Here is a 20,074-nt window from a genome sequence, read left to right as displayed (position 1 = left end):
TGATGACATCGACAATCTGCAAACGCAGATTGATGCCAATGCGGCAGGTCTTGCTGAACTGCAAGCAAAAGTGAATGCAGGTAATTGGGTAACAGACATTAAAAGTATCACTGGTGGATTTGAAATTACTTTCAACAATGGAAATAAATATTCTATTGTGAATGGTAAAGATGGATCTGTCGTTGAAATTGGAGAAAATGGAAACTGGTTTATAGACGGTGCTGATACTGGGAAACCGGCACGAGGTGAAAAGGGTGAGACCGGTGCTACTGGTCCTGTTGGCCCCGAAGGTCCTGTTGGTCCCGAAGGTCCTGTTGGCCCCGAAGGTCCTGTTGGCCCCGAAGGTCCTGTTGGCCCCGAAGGTCCTGTTGGTCCTGAAGGTCCTGTTGGTCCTGCCGGTCCTGCCGGAAAATCTCCTTTTATTGGCGATGGAACAGGTGAATTTGAAAAAGATTATTGGTATTTTTATGATGACGTTACAAATAAATGGGTAAAAGGTGATTATTCGTCAGCCACTGTTTATGCTGTACAGAATGAGGGATTACCTAGCTTCACTCTACATGTAAAAGATAAAACTACTGGAACTGAATTAACAAGTATTTTGCCTACTGCAGCTTTGATTAGTAGCATTGAAGGAGTGAATATTAATAATGGTAAAATCACTACAGGCGGAACAAAGGAACTTAAATTAAGTTATGCTCAATGCAAAGCTGATTTCACTTTTGGTATGGGTGATGAGAAAAAAGAATTTAAGAAAAATGACCTGTTAATAACTAATTCCGGCGTGTTGAATGCGTTGATTAATCCGGTAGGTCCTGACTTTACTGATAGCAAATATCAAATCTATTTGATGAATTCTCAAAATGAAGCTAATTTTGTTATCTCTAAGATCGAACAAAATAAAACTGCAAAACCATTGACACGTGCTACCGAAGCTAAAGTGAATCGTGGTGTTTACGACCTTACTGTTACACTAAAAGATGGTTTGAATCTGGAGAATGCCCTTCCTGCCGATGAAGCATACGCATTCTGTACAAAAGACGCATGGAACAATGAAATAATCTCTGCTTATGATGTTAAAATCAAACCAGAAGCAGTTACAAGTGCTACTAAACTGGTAGATGCAGCAGTGTCCGCAAAAGTTGGTGAGGTACAGGTTTTGGATGACTTGGCAGCTGCAGCTACCACCACTCCTATGGATTTGAGTACAGTCTATGCATATTATTATAAGTTGGCAGCCGATGCTCCTGAAGGTGTAACATTGGGAACGAACGAGGCCGGCAAACAAACCATCACTTCTACCAAAGGGCAAGAAGCAAAGGTTGAAGTCTGCTATATAACTACAAATGGTATTCCTTTTGATGGAGAAGCTCATGAGGGCATTGATTATTCTAGCGTCGGTGGCTCCTCTGCTCCGGCTAAACTGACTGTCACCTTTAAGCAAATAGAAACAAAATCTTTGGCAGCACAGACGGTAGTTTGGAATAAATCAGAAAAATCCGACATTGTTGTGTCAGCAGCTAATATTAAGGCAATCAAAGACGCTATTACAGCTGCTAAACTTGCTAGCTCAACTGCTACGGTTAACGATGGAGACAAAGTGAAGTTCAGTGGTATTGGTGCTTCTGGTGATACTAAATATGATAACCTGAAACTGACAGTAGCCGCTGCATGCAAGGGTACTATGGAAGTCGTATTGACAGTTGACGTCGACGCAACGAAGCAAATTATATTCAAAATGCCGGTAACTGTTGACTATAAGATGCCTGTATTTACAAAAACTTCAGGTATGTGGACTGAAGATGACGAGGTATCTCTTCTGATTAATGAAACTAAGAATGGTGATAAGATTCAGAGCATCAGCCTCGAAAGAGAAATGGGCTCAATCTTTACTACATGGAGCGCTATTACTGAAGGAGTTAATGCAGGTATATACAACAATATTACGTATGCTATAGACAAGAATGGTGAAGATCCTGTAGGAAGTGAATCTAACGGTAAATTCACAGTAGACATGGATCACGCTAAAGACAATATGGCATTGACCGTAAATGTAAATTGTCAACCTAACGATGCTGCTGAACCTGCTTCAATTGCTAACCAAAAGGTGAAATTTATCTCATTATCAAAACTGCTTACATCAACATTTGGTGCAACGGACGCTAAAAAAGGTATCACAACAGCGTATACAGCTGAAACCATAGATGCAGAGATTGATGTACTGGGTGACATTGTATGGAAAGACAGAAAAGGTAAGAATATGTGGCCGACTGCAAATGGTGAAACTTATGACACTAGTGTTTTGACTACCGCTGACGATGTTCTTGCTCTTTATGGATATTCTATTAAGGTAGAACTAAGTGATAAAGTTAACTTCGAGTTTGATGCTAATAAGAAACTGAAATTAACAACAGTTGGTAAGGCCTTGAAGGGTCTTGTGCAAGATTTGGTAGTGACGGTTACTATTACTCCTTCAATCAGCTGGAGCGCAACATCTCCTGCACCTGTGGTGAAGACAGTAACATTCCCTACTGCTCTCTTTGCGGATTAATTTGAAATCCTTTAATGTTCTATTAGATAGTTCCTCTATATTTGCCTCTGGCAGAGGTGGGAGCTATCTCTAGAATGATATAACATAATAGGAGAGCCCGTGCTTGTTGAAGTGCGCTCTCTCCATAAATATGAAACCCTTCTTCACCGAAGTGTGAAGATTATATGTTGAGAAGTGACAAAGCGAAGAGACACAGCTTGTGAAAGTCCATCCTTCTATCTTTATTCTTCTATTAGAAAAGGGATGCCTCCCCACATTTCCCACTGGCATCCCTTTTATCTTTACTCTTGGAACGTCTTTTTTGTTGTACTAGAATCAAATTGCTAGTCACCCATTTCCCTATAGGTAAAGGAGATGTCCCCAAGATACAGAAAGCCCGAGCTTGCGAAAGTCCGGGCTTTTCGTAATTTTGTGCAGTCATCATCCCCTTATTTTATCGTCCCTAAGTTTCCGGGGAAATGTGCAGAATGAATGATTGAAAAGAATCTTTTAACCTGCTATGACAAAGAGTTCTATTAAAAATATATATCTTTGCAAGAAAGGCATTGATTAATAAAAGAAGAGAATATGAGCCATAAAATTTATCCGATCGGCATTCAGAATTTCGAAAAAATTCGTAATGACGGTTATTTCTATATTGATAAGACAGCACTGATGTATCAAATGGTAAAGACTGGAAGTTATTACTTCTTGAGTCGTCCGCGCCGTTTCGGAAAGAGTCTGCTCGTCTCCACCTTAGAGGCCTATTTTCAAGGAAAGAAAGAACTGTTTGAAGGGCTGGCTGTGGAAAAACTGGAAAAGGACTGGATAAAATATCCTATACTGCATCTGGACCTTAATATCGAGAAATATGATACATCCGAAAGTCTGGATAATATACTTGATAAATCGCTGACAGCATGGGAAAAACTATATGGTGCCGAGCCGTCCGAACGTTCGTTTTCTTTGCGTTTTGCCGGTATTATAGAGCGCGCCTGTAAGTTGGCGGGGCAACGTGTGGTTATTCTTGTCGATGAATATGATAAACCCATGTTGCAAGCCATCGGTAATGAGGAATTACAAAAGCAATTTCGGAATACATTAAAGCCTTTTTATGGAGCGCTTAAAACAATGGACGGTTGCATCAAGTTTGCATTCCTTACCGGTGTGACAAAGTTTGGCAAAGTCAGTGTGTTTAGTGACTTGAACAACTTGGACGATATATCCATGCGAAAAGATTATGTTGAAATCTGTGGGGTTAGCGATCAGGAACTTCATGATACTTTGGATGCCGAGCTTCATGAATTTGCGGACGTACGCGGTGTGACGTATGATAAACTCTGTGCAGAATTGAAAGAATGTTATGACGGCTATCACTTTACACACAATTCAATCGGCATGTACAATCCGTTTAGTTTGCTCAATGCTTTTAAGTATAGAGAATTTGGCAGCTATTGGTTTGAAACGGGCACACCGACCTATCTGGTGAAATTGCTGCAAAAACATCATTATGACTTGGAGCGGATGACGCATGAAGAAACCGACGCCCAAGTATTGAATAGCATAGACTCTGAATCTACTAATCCCATTCCGGTGATTTATCAGAGTGGTTATCTCACTATTAAAGGGTATGATGAAGAATTTGGAATGTATCGGTTAGGTTTCCCGAATCGTGAAGTAGAAGAAGGATTTGTCCGTTTCCTGCTTCCTTATTATGCGAATGTAAATAAGGTAGAATCTCCGTTTGAAATTCAGAAATTTGTTCGTGAAGTACGTTCCGGCGATTACAGCTCTTTCTTCCGTCGTTTACAAAGTTTCTTTGCTGATACCACCTACGAAGTGATTCGCGATCAGGAATTGCATTACGAGAACGTGCTTTTCATTGTTTTTAAACTAGTCGGCTTCTATACCAAAGTGGAATATCATACAAGCGAAGGGCGCATCGACCTTGTCTTGCAGACAGACAAATTCATCTATATCATGGAATTTAAACTGAACGGTACGGCAGAAGAAGCATTACAGCAGATAAATGACAAGCATTACGCTCTTCCTTTCGAGATGGATGAACGGAAACTCTTTAAAATAGGAGTAAATTTCAGTGCGGAAACCCGTAATATTGAAAAATGGATAGTTGAAGAAAATAGATAAAACAAAAAGGCGACTCGTTTTGACCGGGCCGCCTTTTCTGTCTATTTGATTTCGATTTCTTCCTTCATATCGATTTCTTCTCCATGTGTATCATAGAACACATATTGCAGAAATGCGAGTTTTTGACTTGGAATAATCTTGATACCGAATCCGTATTTCATTTGCCACTTCCGTTTCAGAGAAACGAGTCCCTGATTGATATAAGCGGCAACATACGGATGGACGTGTAACGAGAATTTCTTAACCTTCAGTTTATTGACCAGGTAATCAATTTTACTCTCCAAAGTGTCCGTAAAAAGAATGGACGACTTGATAGTGCCTTTGCCGAAGCAAGTAGGGCAGGTTTCGGTCGTGTTGACGTCCATTGCCGGACGCACACGTTGGCGTGTAATCTGCATTAGCCCGAATTTGCTAAGCGGCAGAATATTATGCCGTGCCCTGTCTTTCTGCATATTGGCACACATTCGTTCATAAAGCTTTTGACGGTTTTCGGCTTCATTCATATCGATGAAGTCCACGACAATGATACCACCCATGTCTCTTAATCGCAGTTGGCGGGCCAGCTCGTCGGCGGCTCCCAGATTTACTTCGAGTGCGTTACCTTCCTGCCCGTTGGCATTCTTGGTGCGATTACCGCTGTTCACGTCTACTACGTGAAGCGCCTCAGTGTGCTCAATAATCAGATAGGCACCACTCTTGTAAGAGACTGTTTTACCAAACGATGATTTAATCTGCTTGGTGATACCGAAATTGTCGTAAATGGGAAGTTGGCCTTTGTACAGTTTCACGATATTAGCCCGGTCGGGCGCAATCAGTGATACGTAATCCCTAATTTCATTGTACACAGCCTCGTCGTTGACGTGAATATTCTCAAATGATGGGTTGAAGAGGTCGCGCAACAAACCTACGGCGCGGCTGGTTTCTTCATAAATCAACGTCGGGTACTTGGTGGCTTTTTGTACTTTTACCATCGCATCTTCCCAATGCTTAACCAAAACTTTAAGCTCTCCGTCGAGTTCGGCTACGCGTTTGCCTTCGGCTACCGTGCGGACAATGACACCAAAGTTTTTAGGCTTGATGCTCATCAGCAGTTGTTTAAGGCGGGCGCGCTCTTCGCTCGATTTAATCTTTTGTGAAACAGAAACCTTATCATTGAAAGGGATCAGTACGAGATAGCGTCCGGCAAACGAAATTTCGGACGTCAGTCGCGGTCCCTTAGTGGAGATCGGTTCCTTAACGATTTGCACCACTACTTCTTGTCCTACTTTGAGGGTGTTGGATACAGTTCCATCCTTGTCAAGGTCGGGAAGCAGGGTTGCTTTGCTGATGGAGGTCAGCTTCTTTTTGTCGCTTAAAGTCTGCTTTACAAACTTTTCGAGTGAGTTAAATTGAGGACCCAAGTCTAAATAATGAAGGAAAGCGTCTTTCTCGTAACCGACGTCTACAAAGCATGCATTTAGTCCGGGCATCAATTTCTTGATACGTCCCAAATACATATTGCCCACAGAGAAAGAAATATTTCTTCCTTCGCTTTGAAGTTCCACCAGGCTCTTATCTTCGAGAAGGGCGATGGAGACCTCTTTGGGCTGTACGTCAACTACTAGTTCATTTGTCACTGTTTTGTTTCTTTATTATTGATTGAATCTCGTTTATATGAACAACTTTTTTGACAAATTGTTCATTTTGGGTTAGCTACTTAAACAAAGAACAAACTTGAAAGACATTAGCTTCGCAAGTTTGTTCTTTATTTCTGTGTGATCCAGACTTAAAAATTATTTTTTGCTTTTATGTCTGTTCTTTCTTAGTCTTTTTTTACGCTTGTGCGTAGACATTTTATGTCTTTTTTTCTTTTTTCCGCTTGGCATAGCTTCACATTTTATGGGTTAATACTCTTGTTTATTATTTCTTTACTGAAATTGTAAATGTCTTAGCCGGTTTGAAAGCCGGAATGTTGTGCTCCGGAATAATGATCGTAGTGTTTTTAGAAATGTTACGAGCAGTTTTCTGTGCTCTTTTCTTTACTACGAAACTACCAAACCCACGCAGGTATACGTTCTCATCGTTAGACAGTGAATCCTTTACTGCATCCATAAATGCCTCAACTGTTGTAAGAACTGTCTGCTTATCAATCCCAGTTTTCTTTGTAATCTCGTTTACAATATCTGCTTTAGTCATTTTTCCTTAAAAAAAATATTATTACTATGTTATTGCTAATTTTTTGGACTGCAAATATATAGCTTTTTAAGCTCCTAAAAAAATATATTCTGCACATTTTTCTAAAAAAATAGTGGCATAGGGTTTTCTTAGAGCTAAAAGAGTTACTTTTGTGTGCCTTTTGAGTAGGATATACAAGATAAATGTTAGATAATACATTAGGAATGAGGATATGAACGAGTTTACGAAAACGATTGTAGAGTGGTATGAAGAGAATAAACGTGAACTGCCCTGGAGGGAGTCTGCCGATCCGTATCTGATCTGGATTTCGGAGATTATTCTTCAACAGACGCGGGTGGCGCAGGGGTATGATTATTTTCTTCGCTTTATCAAGCGTTTTCCCGATGTACAGACTTTGGCTGCTGCGGATGAGGACGAGGTGATGAAGTATTGGCAGGGGTTGGGGTATTATTCGCGTGCCCGCAATCTTCATGCTGCCGCCAAAAGCATGAATGGTGTTTTCCCGAAAACATATCCGGAAGTGCTGGCTCTGAAAGGAGTGGGGGGGTACACGGCGGCAGCTATCTGTTCGTTTGCTTACGGTATGCCTTATGCGGTGGTGGATGGTAATGTGTATCGGGTGCTTTCACGTTATTTCGGTATAGATACTCCGATTGATTCGACGGAAGGAAAGAAACTTTTTGCAGCATTGGCAGATGAGATGTTGGATAAGAAGCATCCGGCTGTTTACAATCAGGGGATAATGGATTTCGGAGCGATTCAGTGTACTCCGCAGTCGCCCAACTGTTTGTTTTGTCCCTTGGCAGGCGGTTGCTCGGCACTTTCGAAGGGGTTAGTGACAAAGCTTCCGGTGAAACAGCATAAAACAAAGACTACCAACCGTTACTTCAATTATATTTATGTACGTGCGGGCGCGTATACCTTTATAAATAAACGAACAGGAAATGATATTTGGAAGAATCTGTTCGAATTGCCATTGATAGAGACTCCGACGGCTCTTTCGGAGGAAGAGTTTCTTGCTTTGCCGGAATTCCGTACATTCTTTGCATCGGGGGAAGTGCCGGTGGTGCGTTCTGTTTGCAGGGAAGTGAAGCATGTGTTGTCTCACCGGGTGATTTATGCTAATCTGTATGAAGTAACATTATCTGAAAATTTGACTTCTTTCGGTGATTTCCAGAAAATAAAAGTGGAGGAACTGGAGCAGTACGCTATTTCAAGGCTGGTGCAAACTCTGCTGCAAGCACTAAATGGCAAGTATTAAGTTTTAATACTTAAAATTCTTGCATCCTATTGTTATTCTGTTTAATTTTGGCAGCAGATTTAATTTTAAGAATCATAAACTTGATACAGATATGTCAGTAAATAGAGTGATATTGGTAGGAAATGTAGGACAAGATCCTCGGGTGAAATACTTCGATACAGGTTCGGCAGTAGCAACTTTCCCATTGGCTACGACGGATCGTGGATATACGTTGGCTAATGGAACCCAGATTCCCGAAAGAACAGAGTGGCATAATATCGTTGCATCTAACCGTTTGGCGGAGATTGTAGATAAATATGTGCACAAAGGTGACAAGCTGTATCTGGAAGGGAAGATAAGAACGCGTTCTTACAGTGACCAGTCGGGTGCTATGCGCTATATCACCGAAATTTATGTGGATAATATGGAAATGTTGTCTCCGAAAGGAGCCAACCCGGGTGCGGGAGCTTCTGCTTCCGGACAGCCTGCTATGGGACAGCAGCAACAACCGGTTGCCGGCCAGCCGCAACAAACGCAGCAGTCGCAGGCGCAACCTGTACAAGATAATCCGGCAGATGATTTGCCGTTCTAAATAATGTGATAGTGTGCCAATCGATTTTTTCTAACTCATTGGCACATTATCTTTTGTTTAACTAAAATATAAACTCTTTGGACTCAGATGGTTATTTAAGCCAATTGGCTGACATTTTCAACGGTATTACCGTAAACACTCCTTCTATCTCTGCTATTATTGCCATAGCGCTGGCAGGTGTGCTCCTGCTTGCTTCCGGTTTTGCTTCGGCTTCCGAAATAGCTTTTTTCTCGCTATCTCCTTCTGATCGGAATGATATTGATGAGCGCAATCATCCTTCCGACGATAAAATAAGTGCTCTTCTTGGGGACACCGAACGTCTCTTGGCAACGATATTGATTACGAACAATTTTGTGAATGTGACCATTATCATGCTCTGCAATTTCTTCTTTATGAATGTGTTTGTTTTCCATTCTCCGTTGGCAGAGTTCCTGATACTGACCGTCATCCTGACCTTCCTCCTGTTGTTGTTCGGTGAAATTATGCCTAAGATTTATTCGGCACAGAAAACATTGGCCTTTTGCCGTTTTTCGGCACCGGGAATTTACTTTCTGGAAAAGGTATTCCGTCCGATAGCTACTGTGCTTGTGCGTTCGACAACTTTTCTGAATAAGCATTTTGTGAAGAAGAGTCACAATATTTCTGTGGATGAACTGTCGCACGCGTTGGAATTGACGGATAAAGCGGAGCTTTCTGAAGAGAATAATATTCTGGAGGGAATTATCCGTTTCGGTGGGGAAACCGTGAAGGAGGTGATGACATCACGTCTGGATATGGTCGATCTGGATATCCGTACATCTTTCAAGGAGGTGATGCAATGTATCATTGAAAATGCTTATTCACGTATTCCTATCTATTCCGGTTCACGGGACAATATTAAAGGGGTGCTGTATATTAAAGACCTTCTGCCTCATGTCAATAAGGGGGATAATTTCCGTTGGCAGTCATTGATTCGTCCGGCTTATTTTGTGCCGGAGACGAAGATGATTGATGATTTGCTGCGTGACTTCCAGGCGAATAAGATTCATATTGCTATTGTTGTGGATGAGTTTGGAGGAACTTCCGGACTGGTAACGATGGAGGATATTATCGAAGAGATTGTAGGTGAGATTCACGACGAATACGATGATGAAGAGCGTACATACGTTGTTTTGAATGACCATACCTGGATATTTGAAGCGAAAACGCAGTTGACGGATTTCTATAAGATTGCAAAAGTAGACGAAGACGAATTTGAAAAGGTGGTGGGTGATGCAGATACATTGGCAGGTATGTTGCTCGAAATTAAAGGTGAATTCCCGGCGCTGCATGAGAAAGTGACGTATCACAATTATGAGTTTGAAGTGCTCGAAATGGATAGTCGCCGTATATTGAAAGTTAAGTTTACAATTCTGCCGAAAGAAATGGAAGATGGCGTCGTTTCTGCAGTATAAGACGAATGGCATACAGTGGGCTGTCTGGAAGATGGAAGAGTCTTTGGATGCTTTATTGCTTCTTTTGCCCGGTGCGCGAAGAGCTTTCTGTGAGCAGGAATTGAATCGCTTTGTCTCCGAACGTCGTAAGATGGAATGGTTGTCGGTTCGTGTTCTGTTGTATTCCATGTTGCAGGAGGATAAGGAAATCGGTTACTCTCCCGAGGGGAAACCTTATCTCACAGATCATTCTTTTTTTATCAGTATTTCTCATACGAAAGGTTATGTGGCGGTGATGCTTGCTTCTTCGGTTCCGGTAGGCATTGACATTGAACAATATGCCCAACGGGTTCACAAGGTATGCGACCGCTATGTCCGTCCTGACGAGCAAGTAGAATCTTATCAGGGAGATATAACTTGGGGGCTGTTATTGCATTGGTCGGCAAAGGAAGCTGTTTTCAAGCGGATGGAAAATGCGGATGCTGATCTTCGTAAACTCCGGCTGACGCATTTTATTCCTCAAGAGGAGGGGACGTTTCAGGTTCAGGAGTTAGTTACGGCGCAGCAAGAACTTTATTCTGTCGGTTATCGTATTTGTCCGGACTTTGTATTGACGTGGACATTGAATTGAACGGACGAGGAAATGTGTGAGGTTCTTTTCTCGGTGTGTTATCATTGTCCGAATGTAGTGTCTTTCTAAAACGAAAAATGAGACTGCCTCATTTTTTTATTTTGAAGCAATCTCATTTTTATGAATTCAAAGCCTTTCAAGCGAAGTCTTTCACTATTGGGTTATTTCTCTTTTTTATTAAGTCGATAGCTCAATGCTCCTGACGGACATTTGCCGATTTGTGCAATTAATTCTTCTGTTGTCGCATTTTCAATCTGCACCCAGGGTCTTTCTTTGGGATGATAAACATTGGGTAGCATCTTTACACATATTCCGGCGTGCTGACATAATTCAGGCTGCCACACAATGGTCAGTTCACCATTGGTATATTCAATTTTTTTTCCCATATATGTATTTATTTAATATGAATACCACGCATTACAATTCGCTTCCATTCCGGATGTTTGTGAATATATCCGGCTACAAACGGGCAAAGCGGTACCAGGCGTAGACCTTGTCGCTCGATGTCTGCCAATGCTTTTTCCGCAAGTTGTGAGCCTACTCCCTTGCCGCCTAATGAGGCGGGTACTTCGGTATGTACAAGGTATATTTCTCCATTGCTTGATTTGATATAGTCTATTTCAGCTATTTTGCCATCGATCTGAAATTCATACCGATGTTTTTCTTCCTTGTCTATTTATTTATAATCTTCTGCCATAATTTTTACGTATTAAGTTCGATTATAATATAAACACTTGGGGAACACTTTTGTTTTACGCGAACAAATATTCTCCAAGTTTATAATCTTTCCAATTGAACTGTGAAGTGTCTCATTAAGGGAGCTTCCCAGGCGATACGTACTCCATGAGTGATGCTTTCTCTGCGTTCATATACATTTTTGAGGGCGGCAGCTATTACATTCATGTGATTGTCGGTATATACTCTGCGGGGGATTGCGAGACGAAGTAGGTCAAGGCCGTTAAAGCGATTTTCATGGGTCACCGGATCACGGTCGGCAAGGATATAACCGATTTCACATCCACGGATACCGGCTTCCAGGTAGAGCTCTATAGTTAGCGTCTGTGCCGGGAATTCTTCTCGAGGAACATGTGTCAGCACTTTAGGCGCATCAATGAAGATGGCGTGTCCTCCGGCTGGGCGTTGGTAAGGGATTCCGTATTCATCCAGTTTCTTTGCCAGGTATTCCACTTGTTTGATACGTGTTTCGAGGTTGTCGAATTCGGTGTTTTCGTCCAGTCCGATGGCGAGGGCGTTCATATCCCGTCCGTTCATGCCTCCGTAGGTGAGATAGCCTTCGTATTGTACACAGAAGCCTTTTGCGCCTTCATACCAGTCTGCACGTCGCGTGGCAATAAATCCGCCCATATTGACGATTCCGTCTTTCTTGGCGCTCATTGTCATGCCATCGGCAAGAGAGAACATTTCCCGTGTGATTTCTTTGATCGTTTTGTCTCGGTAACCTTCTTCGCGCATTTTGATGAAGTAGGCATTCTCGGCAAAACGTGCAGAGTCGAAAAGTACAGGTTTGCCATATTTGTCGGCGATGGCACGTACTTCGTACAGGTTTTGCATGGAGACGGGTTGTCCTCCGGCTGTATTGTTGGTGATGGTGACGATGATAAAAGGAATCCGTTCAGCGTATTCTGTGAGGGCTTTCTGTAATTTATCAGGGTCTACATTTCCTTTAAACGGTATTTCTAGTTGGGTTTGTTTGGCTGCATCGACGGTGCAGTCTAATGCGATGGCATGACGTCCCTCGATGTGCCCTTTGGTGGTGTCAAAATGTGAGTTGCCGGGCACAATGTCTCCTTCATGTACCAAATAAGAGAAAAGAACATTTTCAGCGGCACGTCCCTGATGGGTTGGTATGATGTATTCAAATCCTGTTAGTTTCGTAATCATCTCTTTCAACTTGAAGAATGAGGTCGCTCCGGCATAGCTTTCATCACCTAGCATCATTCCCGCCCATTGACGGTCACTCATCGCTCCGGTGCCGGAGTCGGTGATGAGATCGATATAAACTTGTTCTGATTTGAGTTGAAAGACATTATAATGTGCTTCTTTAATCCATTGCTCACGCTCTTCACGTGTGCTTTTCCGGATGGGTTCTACCATCTTGATTTTCCATGATTCAGCAAAAGGTAATTCCATTGTTGTAGATTTAATAGTTTTGAACGACGAATGTAGCTAAAATATGCGTGATTAACAAATATATGATGACTTTTTGTAAGTTTGGCTGATGCGGATGCCTTTTTGTGAAATAGTGGGAAATCAAAATATAGTGGGTGGAGAAATGAAAAGAGTCAGACTTCCATTGGGAATATCTGACTCTTTAAAATTATAGGATGATTTCTAATGTAGTACTATGTTTATTGAAAGGCTATAGTCGATGGGAACCAATAAGTACCAGTATAATCAATTACTTCTTTTTGAGTACCAGTGACTCCATTTGCTATGTAAATATTAGTATTTAAATAATGTGTCGACCATCCGTCTTCTGTATAGATAATGTATACATCTCCATTTCTGGGATCGACTTGAACACCTGCTCCATATACCGATTTATCAGCAGCAGGAGCAGAGAAGAATAGGGTAGCATTTTTTGTTTCTACATTATATTTATAAATGTTCTTGCCATATACACTGTAACCTTCTTCAAACATTTGTACTAAATATAATGCATTCTCTGTTATAGATGCACATAATCCTGTAGGAGTATAGGCCCACTGGTTATAAAAAACACTAAGTCCGTTAGGTAATTCAACTTCTTCATAATCTAATGTCTCTACATTGATTTTAATTAATTTGTTGCCATTTGCGCCCCATAATGTGCCATCCTTGGTTTGGGCGAATCCTGTTTTTATTTGGTAGGCTATGTCTTGTTTAAAGGAAAGATCATTAGTATTATATACTTTAATTGTGTTTTTGCTACTAATAAATATGTATTTGTCTGTTTTATATATATCTTCATTATCGCTACTAACTGCATCTAAACCTGATAACTTTTCACCTAATGTCAATTGCTTTAAATTAACTTTGAATGCTCCATTACTAGTTGTAAGAATACCAGTTTCATTATTAACAATGCAAAAGTTTTGTCCTTGTGCATTCTGGTCCAACCCGTCTTCTATCTTATTTACAATTTGGTTATTTTCCAAATTCATTTTAACAAGGAAAGGACTTTTTTTACTAACGATATACATATAACCGTTATTGATAATACCTACAGTTGAAGTTACTCCTAGTCCTTCTACTATATTATATTGCCATTGTTCCTGTTTGTATCTATTAACAGAACCTTTGCCTTGACCTTCATTAATAACATAGAATGGTGGTTTAACGACTATTATATTAATACTTTTTTCCTGCGCTTCATTGTTGGCTGTTACAGTTAGCGTTATCGTGTGAGTTCCTGTGACATCACTTTGAAAAGTATAAGTGCTTTGGGTAGAGACTTCCTTTCCAGCTGTTGACCATGAGTAATGAACTTCTCCTTGTGGGTTGCTTAATTGAGCTTCAAGTTGAATAATTTGTCCTGTTACTATAGTAGTTCCATCTTCTACACCTAAACTGGAAATTTCTACTTTTGTGCTATTGTCATCGTCATCACTACATGATGTTGAAACAAATGGCAGTGCGAATAATGCCAACAGATAAAGTTGGCTGATTAGGAATTTCATTTTCTTCATTTTTCTTGAATTAATAAATTATACATAGTTTATTTTCTTTCTATTTCTTGAAATGTAAATCTTCAACGGCCTGTAGCTCTGTGGAGATTTCTCCCATCCATCCACTATTTTGGTTGACTGCCGTATAGATTCTTACAAAATCGATTCCATCTAATACGACAGGATTTCCGTTCTTATCTACTGCCCAGTCTATTTTGAATTTACATTGTTCTTCTCCATTCGGATGATTATCGGCATATCCCCAGGCATAACAATAACCCACCCAATGTTCGGGCATATTTTCATGCGGTTCATTCACTGTATTATCTTTCAGACGACTTCCGTGGAATGTGATTTGATCTTCCTTTATCCATGCTGGGTAATAAGAATTTGTTGTATGGTAATCATTCCGATATACATATCCTTCATTACCTTTATTGTCAGTCCACTTAACATCTTCTTTCGGAGAGGATGGGCGATAATATGTGATTGTATAATTTTTGGTCGTAGCAGGAGAGTTATATTCACTTCCTGCCAGTTCATACCATTCATCATCTGCTAATCCATTTCCATTAGTGTCTTTGGACACTAATACAATACCAGGTTCAGAGCTTCCCCCGAGAGCACCGGTCAATGTTCCGAACATATCATAGTATGCGTTACCATATATCTTAAGATCGTATTCACCCGGGACATTAGGAACGGTATGATCGAATCCTACTGTGATATAACCACCATATGCTCCAAGACTAATCAAGCATAGGTCGGTATCTTTCAATTGTTCTTCTGCATATTTTCTAACCTCTTCAGCGGTATAATTCTCTTTATAAGCAGTGGTAACAGTATTCATATATTGACTGGGAGCCGGATTGTAGTCTAATACTTTATTGGCAAAAGCAGAGGGGGCATTCGGGTCGGATTCTTCTCCGTCACTATCCCCAGTCGATGCTTTTTGGCTAAATATGACACTGTTGGGATTGAGACCGATACGGTTTAATCTGAATAATAATTGACCGTTTGTATTGAAACATAATACATCTCTGGTTATCGTATAGCTATATGCTTCTGTGATATACACATTACCACTATAAGGGTTGACATTAATGCTATATGGAGTACTAATCTTAGTTCCATCTGTGATGAAATTCTCCCGTATCGTCTCTCCGGTTCTTAAGTTTAGTACTTTGATAGACGATGCTTCGGTATTGTAATTATAATTATATAGATAGGCTATGTTGTTATTATCGATGGCAAAGTTCATCACTTTTTCGTTATAAATGCGTTCTACTTCGTCCGTTTGGCTATTAATCTTCACAAAGTTAAAATCTCCGTCTGCAATATTGCTTCCATAAGTTGCCACATAGACCGCTTCGTCCGGTCCTGGTGAAATACAGCCGGGGTTAGGACCAACTTCTATCTTTTTTATTTCGGTGAAAGATTCGATGTCGATAACGGAGACTGTATTATCTACCCCTAATCCTTCCGAATAGTCTAATCCTCCAGAGTTGGAGACATACAATTTCTTATTCTTAACACAAATGTTTTCCGGATTTCTTCCGGCTTTTGTGAAACTTTCTATTTGCAGCGAAGTCGTATCAATACGTGCTACTGTTCCATCAAACGAACATACATATGCTTTGTTTTCATAGAAAGCGATATGGCGTGGTTGTCTGGAACTTCCATTATCCGTAAACATGGGGATTTGTTTGATCGATATACCTGTTTGGAAGTCAATCACTTCAATGGTACTTGATACATTCACTACAATATACAGTTTACTTCCGTAGAGTGCAATGTCGTTGGCTGTATCACCTAGCCCACGCTTATTCAAGTCTTTAAAATAGTTTTTGACTAGTTTGTTGCTTTTGAATGAATATTTAGCTAATGAACTATTGTTCAAGTTGAACAAACCCTCACTTAATATGTATATTTCGGCTGTTCCGGTTTCTGTAATATTACCATCTATGGTTGTTGAAGTCGACTTGTCTTCTAAGTCATCGCAAGCTACGAAGAGTGACAGGAATGCGCAAAATAGTGTTTGATATATATATAATATTTTTGTTCTTATATTCATAATTTACCTGCTTTTATTCTTAATATCTTATATTTAAAGTTGCTCTGACGGAGCGCCCTGGCATGGGGAAGTTTTTCACAATCTCATAGTTTTTGTTGGCTATGTTTAGTACTTCTACACTGACTGAAGTATGAGTTTTTAGAATGTGAAAACTGCGACTTATTGAAATACTATGATCGCTATAACCCTCCATACTATTCTCGGCTATATTTTCATTCTGCACATACCGTTTCCCAGAGAAGAGGAATGAATACGAAAAGTTGATCCACGGTGTTTCGATGCCGGCTTGTCCCGAACCGGATACACGAGGAGTATAAGCTATCTGATGTTTGTAAGTCCTCCCTGCTTCGGTAGTGGGGTCAGAATTAGTTATATCCAAAGCTTGTTGGTAGGTATAATTACTGGAGAGATTAATACGGATTCTTTCCCAGGGCTGAAGAGATAAACTACCCGTGGCGTCAATTCCTTTGATTTCAACCTCACCCAAATTTCTCATACTCCATACGGCAAGATTCTTAGTTGGGTAGGCGATGATTTTATCTGTCACCTTGTTGTAATATGCATCGATTGTGGCAGATAAATAAGGTAAGAACGGACATACGTTTTTGCTATATGTCAGACCTACGTTGTATTGTCGTGCGTTTTCCGGTCTTAATTTAGTGTTTCCCACTTCCTGATAATATAAATCATTGAAACTAGGTAAACGGAAAATGTCTTTATAAAAGAAGCGAATACGGAATTCTTCGTGATAAAATGGTTTGAATGAAGCACTTATATACGGTGTTAATTTACGATGGTTGCCGGCACTACCCCCTTCTTTTACATCCTCGTTGATAATTGTTGCTAAAGCTGATGCAGAGATTGTTAGCCAATCATTCATGTACTTCCCCGCAAAAGCTGTCAACCATGAATAACGTGTAGGTTGTGCAAACTCATTAAGATTAGCATTCATTGTATTGATGCTTCCATCTGTAGAAAGAGAGAATGAAAGATTGTCCAACATCCGGTAGAGGACAGAAGCAGAGAGGTAATACTCTTGTTGATAATAACTGTTTTCTGTCTTACCTTTAGAATTTGGAGTGTCTGGGTCCAGATAACGCTGATAACTCCAGTTCCATTTGGCAGAAGATTGGAATACCCATTGGCGGCTGAATTCTTTTTTGTATTGGCTTTGTACAAATGTATTTTTATCCCACAATTGTTGTAGAGAATGGTCATTGTAAAGAGTGGTGGCTTTGGGTAGTCCTCTGGAAGACTGAAAATAATATGCTTTAAGTCGGTACTGTTCTTTATCAGAAAAAATGCCATAAAGTCCCGCTTCAGCACGAAAAGTCTGCACGTCTGTATTCTTTCGCTTTTCACGAGAGGTCAGATCTTCTTTTGCATCTCCATAGTGTAGGGTATATGGATAATGTCCATCGGAAGACATCCATTCACCATTGGCTGATACCGTCCATTTGGAGTTTAATTGTTGTTCTAATAGTATGGAGGGATTGACCAGCCCCCATGAACCGGTTTTGAAAGATGCACTTATATTGGTTGTTTTTTCTTTCTCAAAGCGGGGAGTGAGTGTCTGGATATTCAAGATACCTGCTGCTGCAAAGAAGCGGGCGGGCTGGAAAATGTTGTCACTTTGACCATTGCTTAAAGAGAGTTGGTCAACATTATCAAGCGAGAAACGCCCGATGTCGATTTGTCCCGTTTGGCAATCGGTTAGGGTGATCCCGTCATAGCCAACAGCGGTATGTTGTGCTCCCAGGCTTCGTATGGATACTGTTTTTAGTCCGCCAATACCTCCGTAGTCTTTTACGGTCACTCCGGCAAAGTGTTTCACTGCGTCGGATACTTGCAGGGCGTGCAGGTTTTTCAGGGCGTCTTTGGAGAATACTTGCAGGGGAGCGGTAGAACGTACTTCGCGAGTCTGATAGATATCTGATACTGTTATTTCAGGAATAGAATATGTATGTGTCGTATCTACCTTTTGCTGTTGTGCAAAAAGTGGTATGGATAAGAATTGGCAGCAGAATACTGCAAAGATCATTTTCTTAAATGTTCTCTCTTTCATTTATTCCTTATTTCAGTCTGTTGCTATTTAAAAGTGTCCGGGCGAAATCCCTTCGACCGGACACGCATAAATAAACTTGGCAGAGTTTATTCGTTTTAACACACTTTCTCTGAATTAGAGTGATGAATGAAATGATAGACGACTTGTCCGGTTCATTAGACTCAACGCTTTTTCCTCGAAAGCAGTGAAACATAATTGCATGGTAGGTCTTCTGACTTATTCCTGTTACAAACGCCTTCCCAGATTATTCTCCAGTGGCAATGAGTGAATTGCTTGTAACATGCATGGAACTTACAGCAGCGGGACTGTTCAGGATTTACACCTGATTCCCTTTTAATTGCTTCCCCCGTAAGGGAGTCGCAAACCAATGCGGGACAAAGATAGGGAGTTTATTTGTTTTTTCCAAGTTGGGGGATATTCTTTTTCTTTCGTCCTGATACGAAAGAGAAAGAACCAACTTGTTTTCTTCGATATTTTCTGTATTTTTGTAAATGAGACTGTCACTTATTACAAAATTTACCAAATTAGCGGATTTTAGAGGCGGTTTTGAAGCAAATGATACTTTAGCAAACAAGTATTGAAACGGTAGCCCGTGAAATAATATAGAATTTACCTAACGTACAAACGTACGTTACCTACCGTGTGAATGTCCGTTACCCACCGGGCGAGCATCAACAACCTACCAGACAAAAGTCGGTTATCTGCCGGACGAACAGTTCATGAGGGACACGGGAACAGAAACGGCACCGACGAAGTGGTCCGAACCGACAACGGCAGCATCCAAAGCCATCTTCTCTGCCCAGTATTATTGCTGTTGTTTATAACAGAAATAATACTTTTACTTACTCTTCTTTACTCTTCTCTACTCTACTGGTTTTCATTGGCTTTTCCCCCTTTACTGGTGGGCGTTTCAGCGCTTTGTACAGCCCTCTCCGAACACCCTCATTTTTGTATCGTTTTACTCTAGTTCAACATTAGTTAAGTATTCTTCGATAGCTTGTGCGGTGGCGTCTTTTAGGAGCACGGTCTTTTCTTTGTTTAAAAGGTAGAGGGTGGGGATAGCCTTCAAATCATATAGTTGTTGTTCTTTGATGGCAAATTTCTTGTCATATCCGTTGATCCATTCTTTGGGGAATTCATTCAGGTGTTTTCTCCATTCGTCCAACTCTTCGTCAGGGTAGATAGAGAGGACTGTTAGTTTCTTTTGTCCCAAAAGTCGGTTGATGATAGGTGCGTTTTTCAGGGCATCTATTGTTTCTGTGCAGGCATGACAGCCGGGGTTGTTGATGAATAGGAGGATATAGTCGGCTTGCTGTTGATAGAGGGAGCCTTGTGCGCCGGAAGCTAATGTGTAGCTGAAGTTCAGGGCTTTGGTTCCGATACGGTTTTTCTGTGCTAATTCCCGGCGGGCTTTAGGACGTACTTTCTCAATTTCCTCTAACAAGGGAGAAGCTAACATGGCGTCTAATACGGGAATATAGAATTCTTCGTTACGCATGGGGGAGTTGGGGTCGTATAAATATTTATCCGCCAGGTCGG

General features: G+C 40.8%; 15 protein-coding genes and 1 riboswitch. Of the genes, 6 read left to right on the top strand and 9 right to left on the bottom strand.

Going from position 1 to position 20,074, the window contains the following annotated elements; all coding sequences use genetic code 11:
• Both BSCG_RS30300 and BSCG_RS25845 read left to right on the top strand, forming a co-directional pair.
• Positions 1-2,551, top strand: a 2,551-nt coding sequence (locus BSCG_RS30300) for a hypothetical protein (RefSeq protein ID WP_050428030.1), incomplete at its 5' end; no start/stop codon positions are given.
• A gap of 567 nt (positions 2,552-3,118) precedes the next feature.
• On the top strand, positions 3,119-4,678 hold the full coding sequence (locus tag BSCG_RS25845) for an ATP-binding protein (RefSeq protein ID WP_004311256.1): 1,560 nt from the start codon (positions 3,119-3,121) through the stop codon (positions 4,676-4,678).
• 41 nt (positions 4,679-4,719) lie between these two features.
• On the opposite strand, the gene BSCG_RS25850 is transcribed toward BSCG_RS25845, so the two are convergent.
• Positions 4,720-6,294 carry a ribonuclease E/G gene (locus BSCG_RS25850; RefSeq protein ID WP_004304193.1) on the bottom strand — a complete coding sequence of 525 codons (1,575 nt, stop codon included), beginning with the start codon at positions 6,292-6,294 and terminating at the stop codon, positions 4,720-4,722.
• 283 nt (positions 6,295-6,577) lie between these two features.
• On the bottom strand, positions 6,578-6,853 hold the full coding sequence (locus BSCG_RS25855) for an HU family DNA-binding protein (protein ID WP_004300646.1): 276 nt from the start codon (positions 6,851-6,853) through the stop codon (positions 6,578-6,580).
• 211 nt (positions 6,854-7,064) lie between these two features.
• Between BSCG_RS25855 and mutY the strand changes: the two genes are divergently transcribed.
• The 4 genes from mutY to BSCG_RS25875 all read left to right on the top strand — a co-directional run bounded on the left by mutY (position 7,065) and on the right by BSCG_RS25875 (position 10,728).
• Positions 7,065-8,114, top strand: a complete 1,050-nt coding sequence (gene mutY / locus BSCG_RS25860) for an A/G-specific adenine glycosylase (protein ID WP_008774655.1) — start codon at positions 7,065-7,067, stop codon at positions 8,112-8,114.
• Positions 8,115-8,205: 91 nt separating this feature from the next.
• Positions 8,206-8,685 carry a single-stranded DNA-binding protein gene (locus BSCG_RS25865; protein WP_004304191.1) on the top strand — a complete coding sequence of 160 codons (480 nt, stop codon included), beginning with the start codon at positions 8,206-8,208 and terminating at the stop codon, positions 8,683-8,685.
• A 77-nt stretch (positions 8,686-8,762) separates the two neighbouring features.
• Entirely contained in the window at positions 8,763-10,118 is a 1,356-nt protein-coding gene (locus BSCG_RS25870) for a gliding motility-associated protein GldE (RefSeq protein ID WP_004300642.1), read from the top strand.
• Positions 10,096-10,728: a 4'-phosphopantetheinyl transferase family protein gene (locus BSCG_RS25875; protein WP_004311252.1), complete on the top strand. Its 633-nt coding sequence runs from the start codon at positions 10,096-10,098 to the stop codon at positions 10,726-10,728. Before BSCG_RS25870 ends, BSCG_RS25875 begins: the two co-directional genes overlap by 23 nt.
• A 161-nt stretch (positions 10,729-10,889) precedes the next feature.
• Here BSCG_RS25875 and BSCG_RS25880 read toward each other — a convergent pair whose 3' ends face one another.
• The 7 genes from BSCG_RS25880 to BSCG_RS25910 form a co-directional block, all read right to left on the bottom strand.
• Positions 10,890-11,114: a (4Fe-4S)-binding protein gene (locus tag BSCG_RS25880; RefSeq protein ID WP_004300640.1), complete on the bottom strand. Its 225-nt coding sequence runs from the start codon at positions 11,112-11,114 to the stop codon at positions 10,890-10,892.
• An 8-nt stretch (positions 11,115-11,122) separates the two neighbouring features.
• Complete coding sequence (locus tag BSCG_RS25885) at positions 11,123-11,404, bottom strand: GNAT family N-acetyltransferase (protein WP_008774651.1); 282 nt, start codon at positions 11,402-11,404, stop codon at positions 11,123-11,125.
• 101 nt (positions 11,405-11,505) lie between these two features.
• On the bottom strand, positions 11,506-12,879 hold the full coding sequence (locus tag BSCG_RS25890; protein ID WP_004326607.1) for a tryptophanase: 1,374 nt from the start codon (positions 12,877-12,879) through the stop codon (positions 11,506-11,508).
• Positions 12,880-13,097: 218 nt separating this feature from the next.
• A complete protein-coding gene (locus tag BSCG_RS25895) occupies positions 13,098-14,408 on the bottom strand; it encodes a DUF5074 domain-containing protein (protein WP_004311249.1) in 1,311 nt (436 codons plus the stop codon).
• A gap of 49 nt (positions 14,409-14,457) precedes the next feature.
• On the bottom strand, positions 14,458-16,470 hold the full coding sequence (locus BSCG_RS25900; protein ID WP_008774649.1) for a YncE family protein: 2,013 nt from the start codon (positions 16,468-16,470) through the stop codon (positions 14,458-14,460).
• A 19-nt stretch (positions 16,471-16,489) separates the two neighbouring features.
• Positions 16,490-18,535, bottom strand: coding sequence for a TonB-dependent receptor plug domain-containing protein (locus BSCG_RS25905; protein ID WP_004311247.1), 2,046 nt, complete (start codon positions 18,533-18,535; stop codon positions 16,490-16,492).
• 183 nt (positions 18,536-18,718) lie between these two features.
• Positions 18,719-18,919: riboswitch (cobalamin riboswitch) on the bottom strand.
• A 574-nt stretch (positions 18,920-19,493) separates the two neighbouring features.
• Positions 19,494-20,074: DUF5106 domain-containing protein (locus BSCG_RS25910; protein WP_032849261.1), on the bottom strand; the 581-nt coding region annotated here is incomplete at its 5' end.

Source organism: Bacteroides sp. 2_2_4 (genome assembly GCF_000157055.1).
Lineage (GTDB): Bacteria > Bacteroidota > Bacteroidia > Bacteroidales > Bacteroidaceae > Bacteroides > Bacteroides ovatus.
This window is presented reverse-complemented; position numbering and strand designations above follow the sequence as displayed.

Coding starts and splice junctions, on each gene's coding strand:
- BSCG_RS25845 (WP_004311256.1), top strand. CDS start 3,119: ATGAGCCATAAAATTTATCCGATCGGCATTCAGAATTTCGAAAAAATT.
- BSCG_RS25855 (WP_004300646.1), bottom strand. CDS start 6,853: ATGACTAAAGCAGATATTGTAAACGAGATTACAAAGAAAACTGGGATT.
- mutY (WP_008774655.1), top strand. CDS start 7,065: ATGAACGAGTTTACGAAAACGATTGTAGAGTGGTATGAAGAGAATAAA.
- BSCG_RS25865 (WP_004304191.1), top strand. CDS start 8,206: ATGTCAGTAAATAGAGTGATATTGGTAGGAAATGTAGGACAAGATCCT.
- BSCG_RS25875 (WP_004311252.1), top strand. CDS start 10,096: ATGGCGTCGTTTCTGCAGTATAAGACGAATGGCATACAGTGGGCTGTC.
- BSCG_RS25880 (WP_004300640.1), bottom strand. CDS start 11,114: ATGGGAAAAAAAATTGAATATACCAATGGTGAACTGACCATTGTGTGG.
- BSCG_RS25890 (WP_004326607.1), bottom strand. CDS start 12,879: ATGGAATTACCTTTTGCTGAATCATGGAAAATCAAGATGGTAGAACCC.
- BSCG_RS25895 (WP_004311249.1), bottom strand. CDS start 14,408: ATGAAATTCCTAATCAGCCAACTTTATCTGTTGGCATTATTCGCACTG.
- BSCG_RS25900 (WP_008774649.1), bottom strand. CDS start 16,470: ATGAATATAAGAACAAAAATATTATATATATATCAAACACTATTTTGC.
- BSCG_RS25905 (WP_004311247.1), bottom strand. CDS start 18,535: ATGAAAGAGAGAACATTTAAGAAAATGATCTTTGCAGTATTCTGCTGC.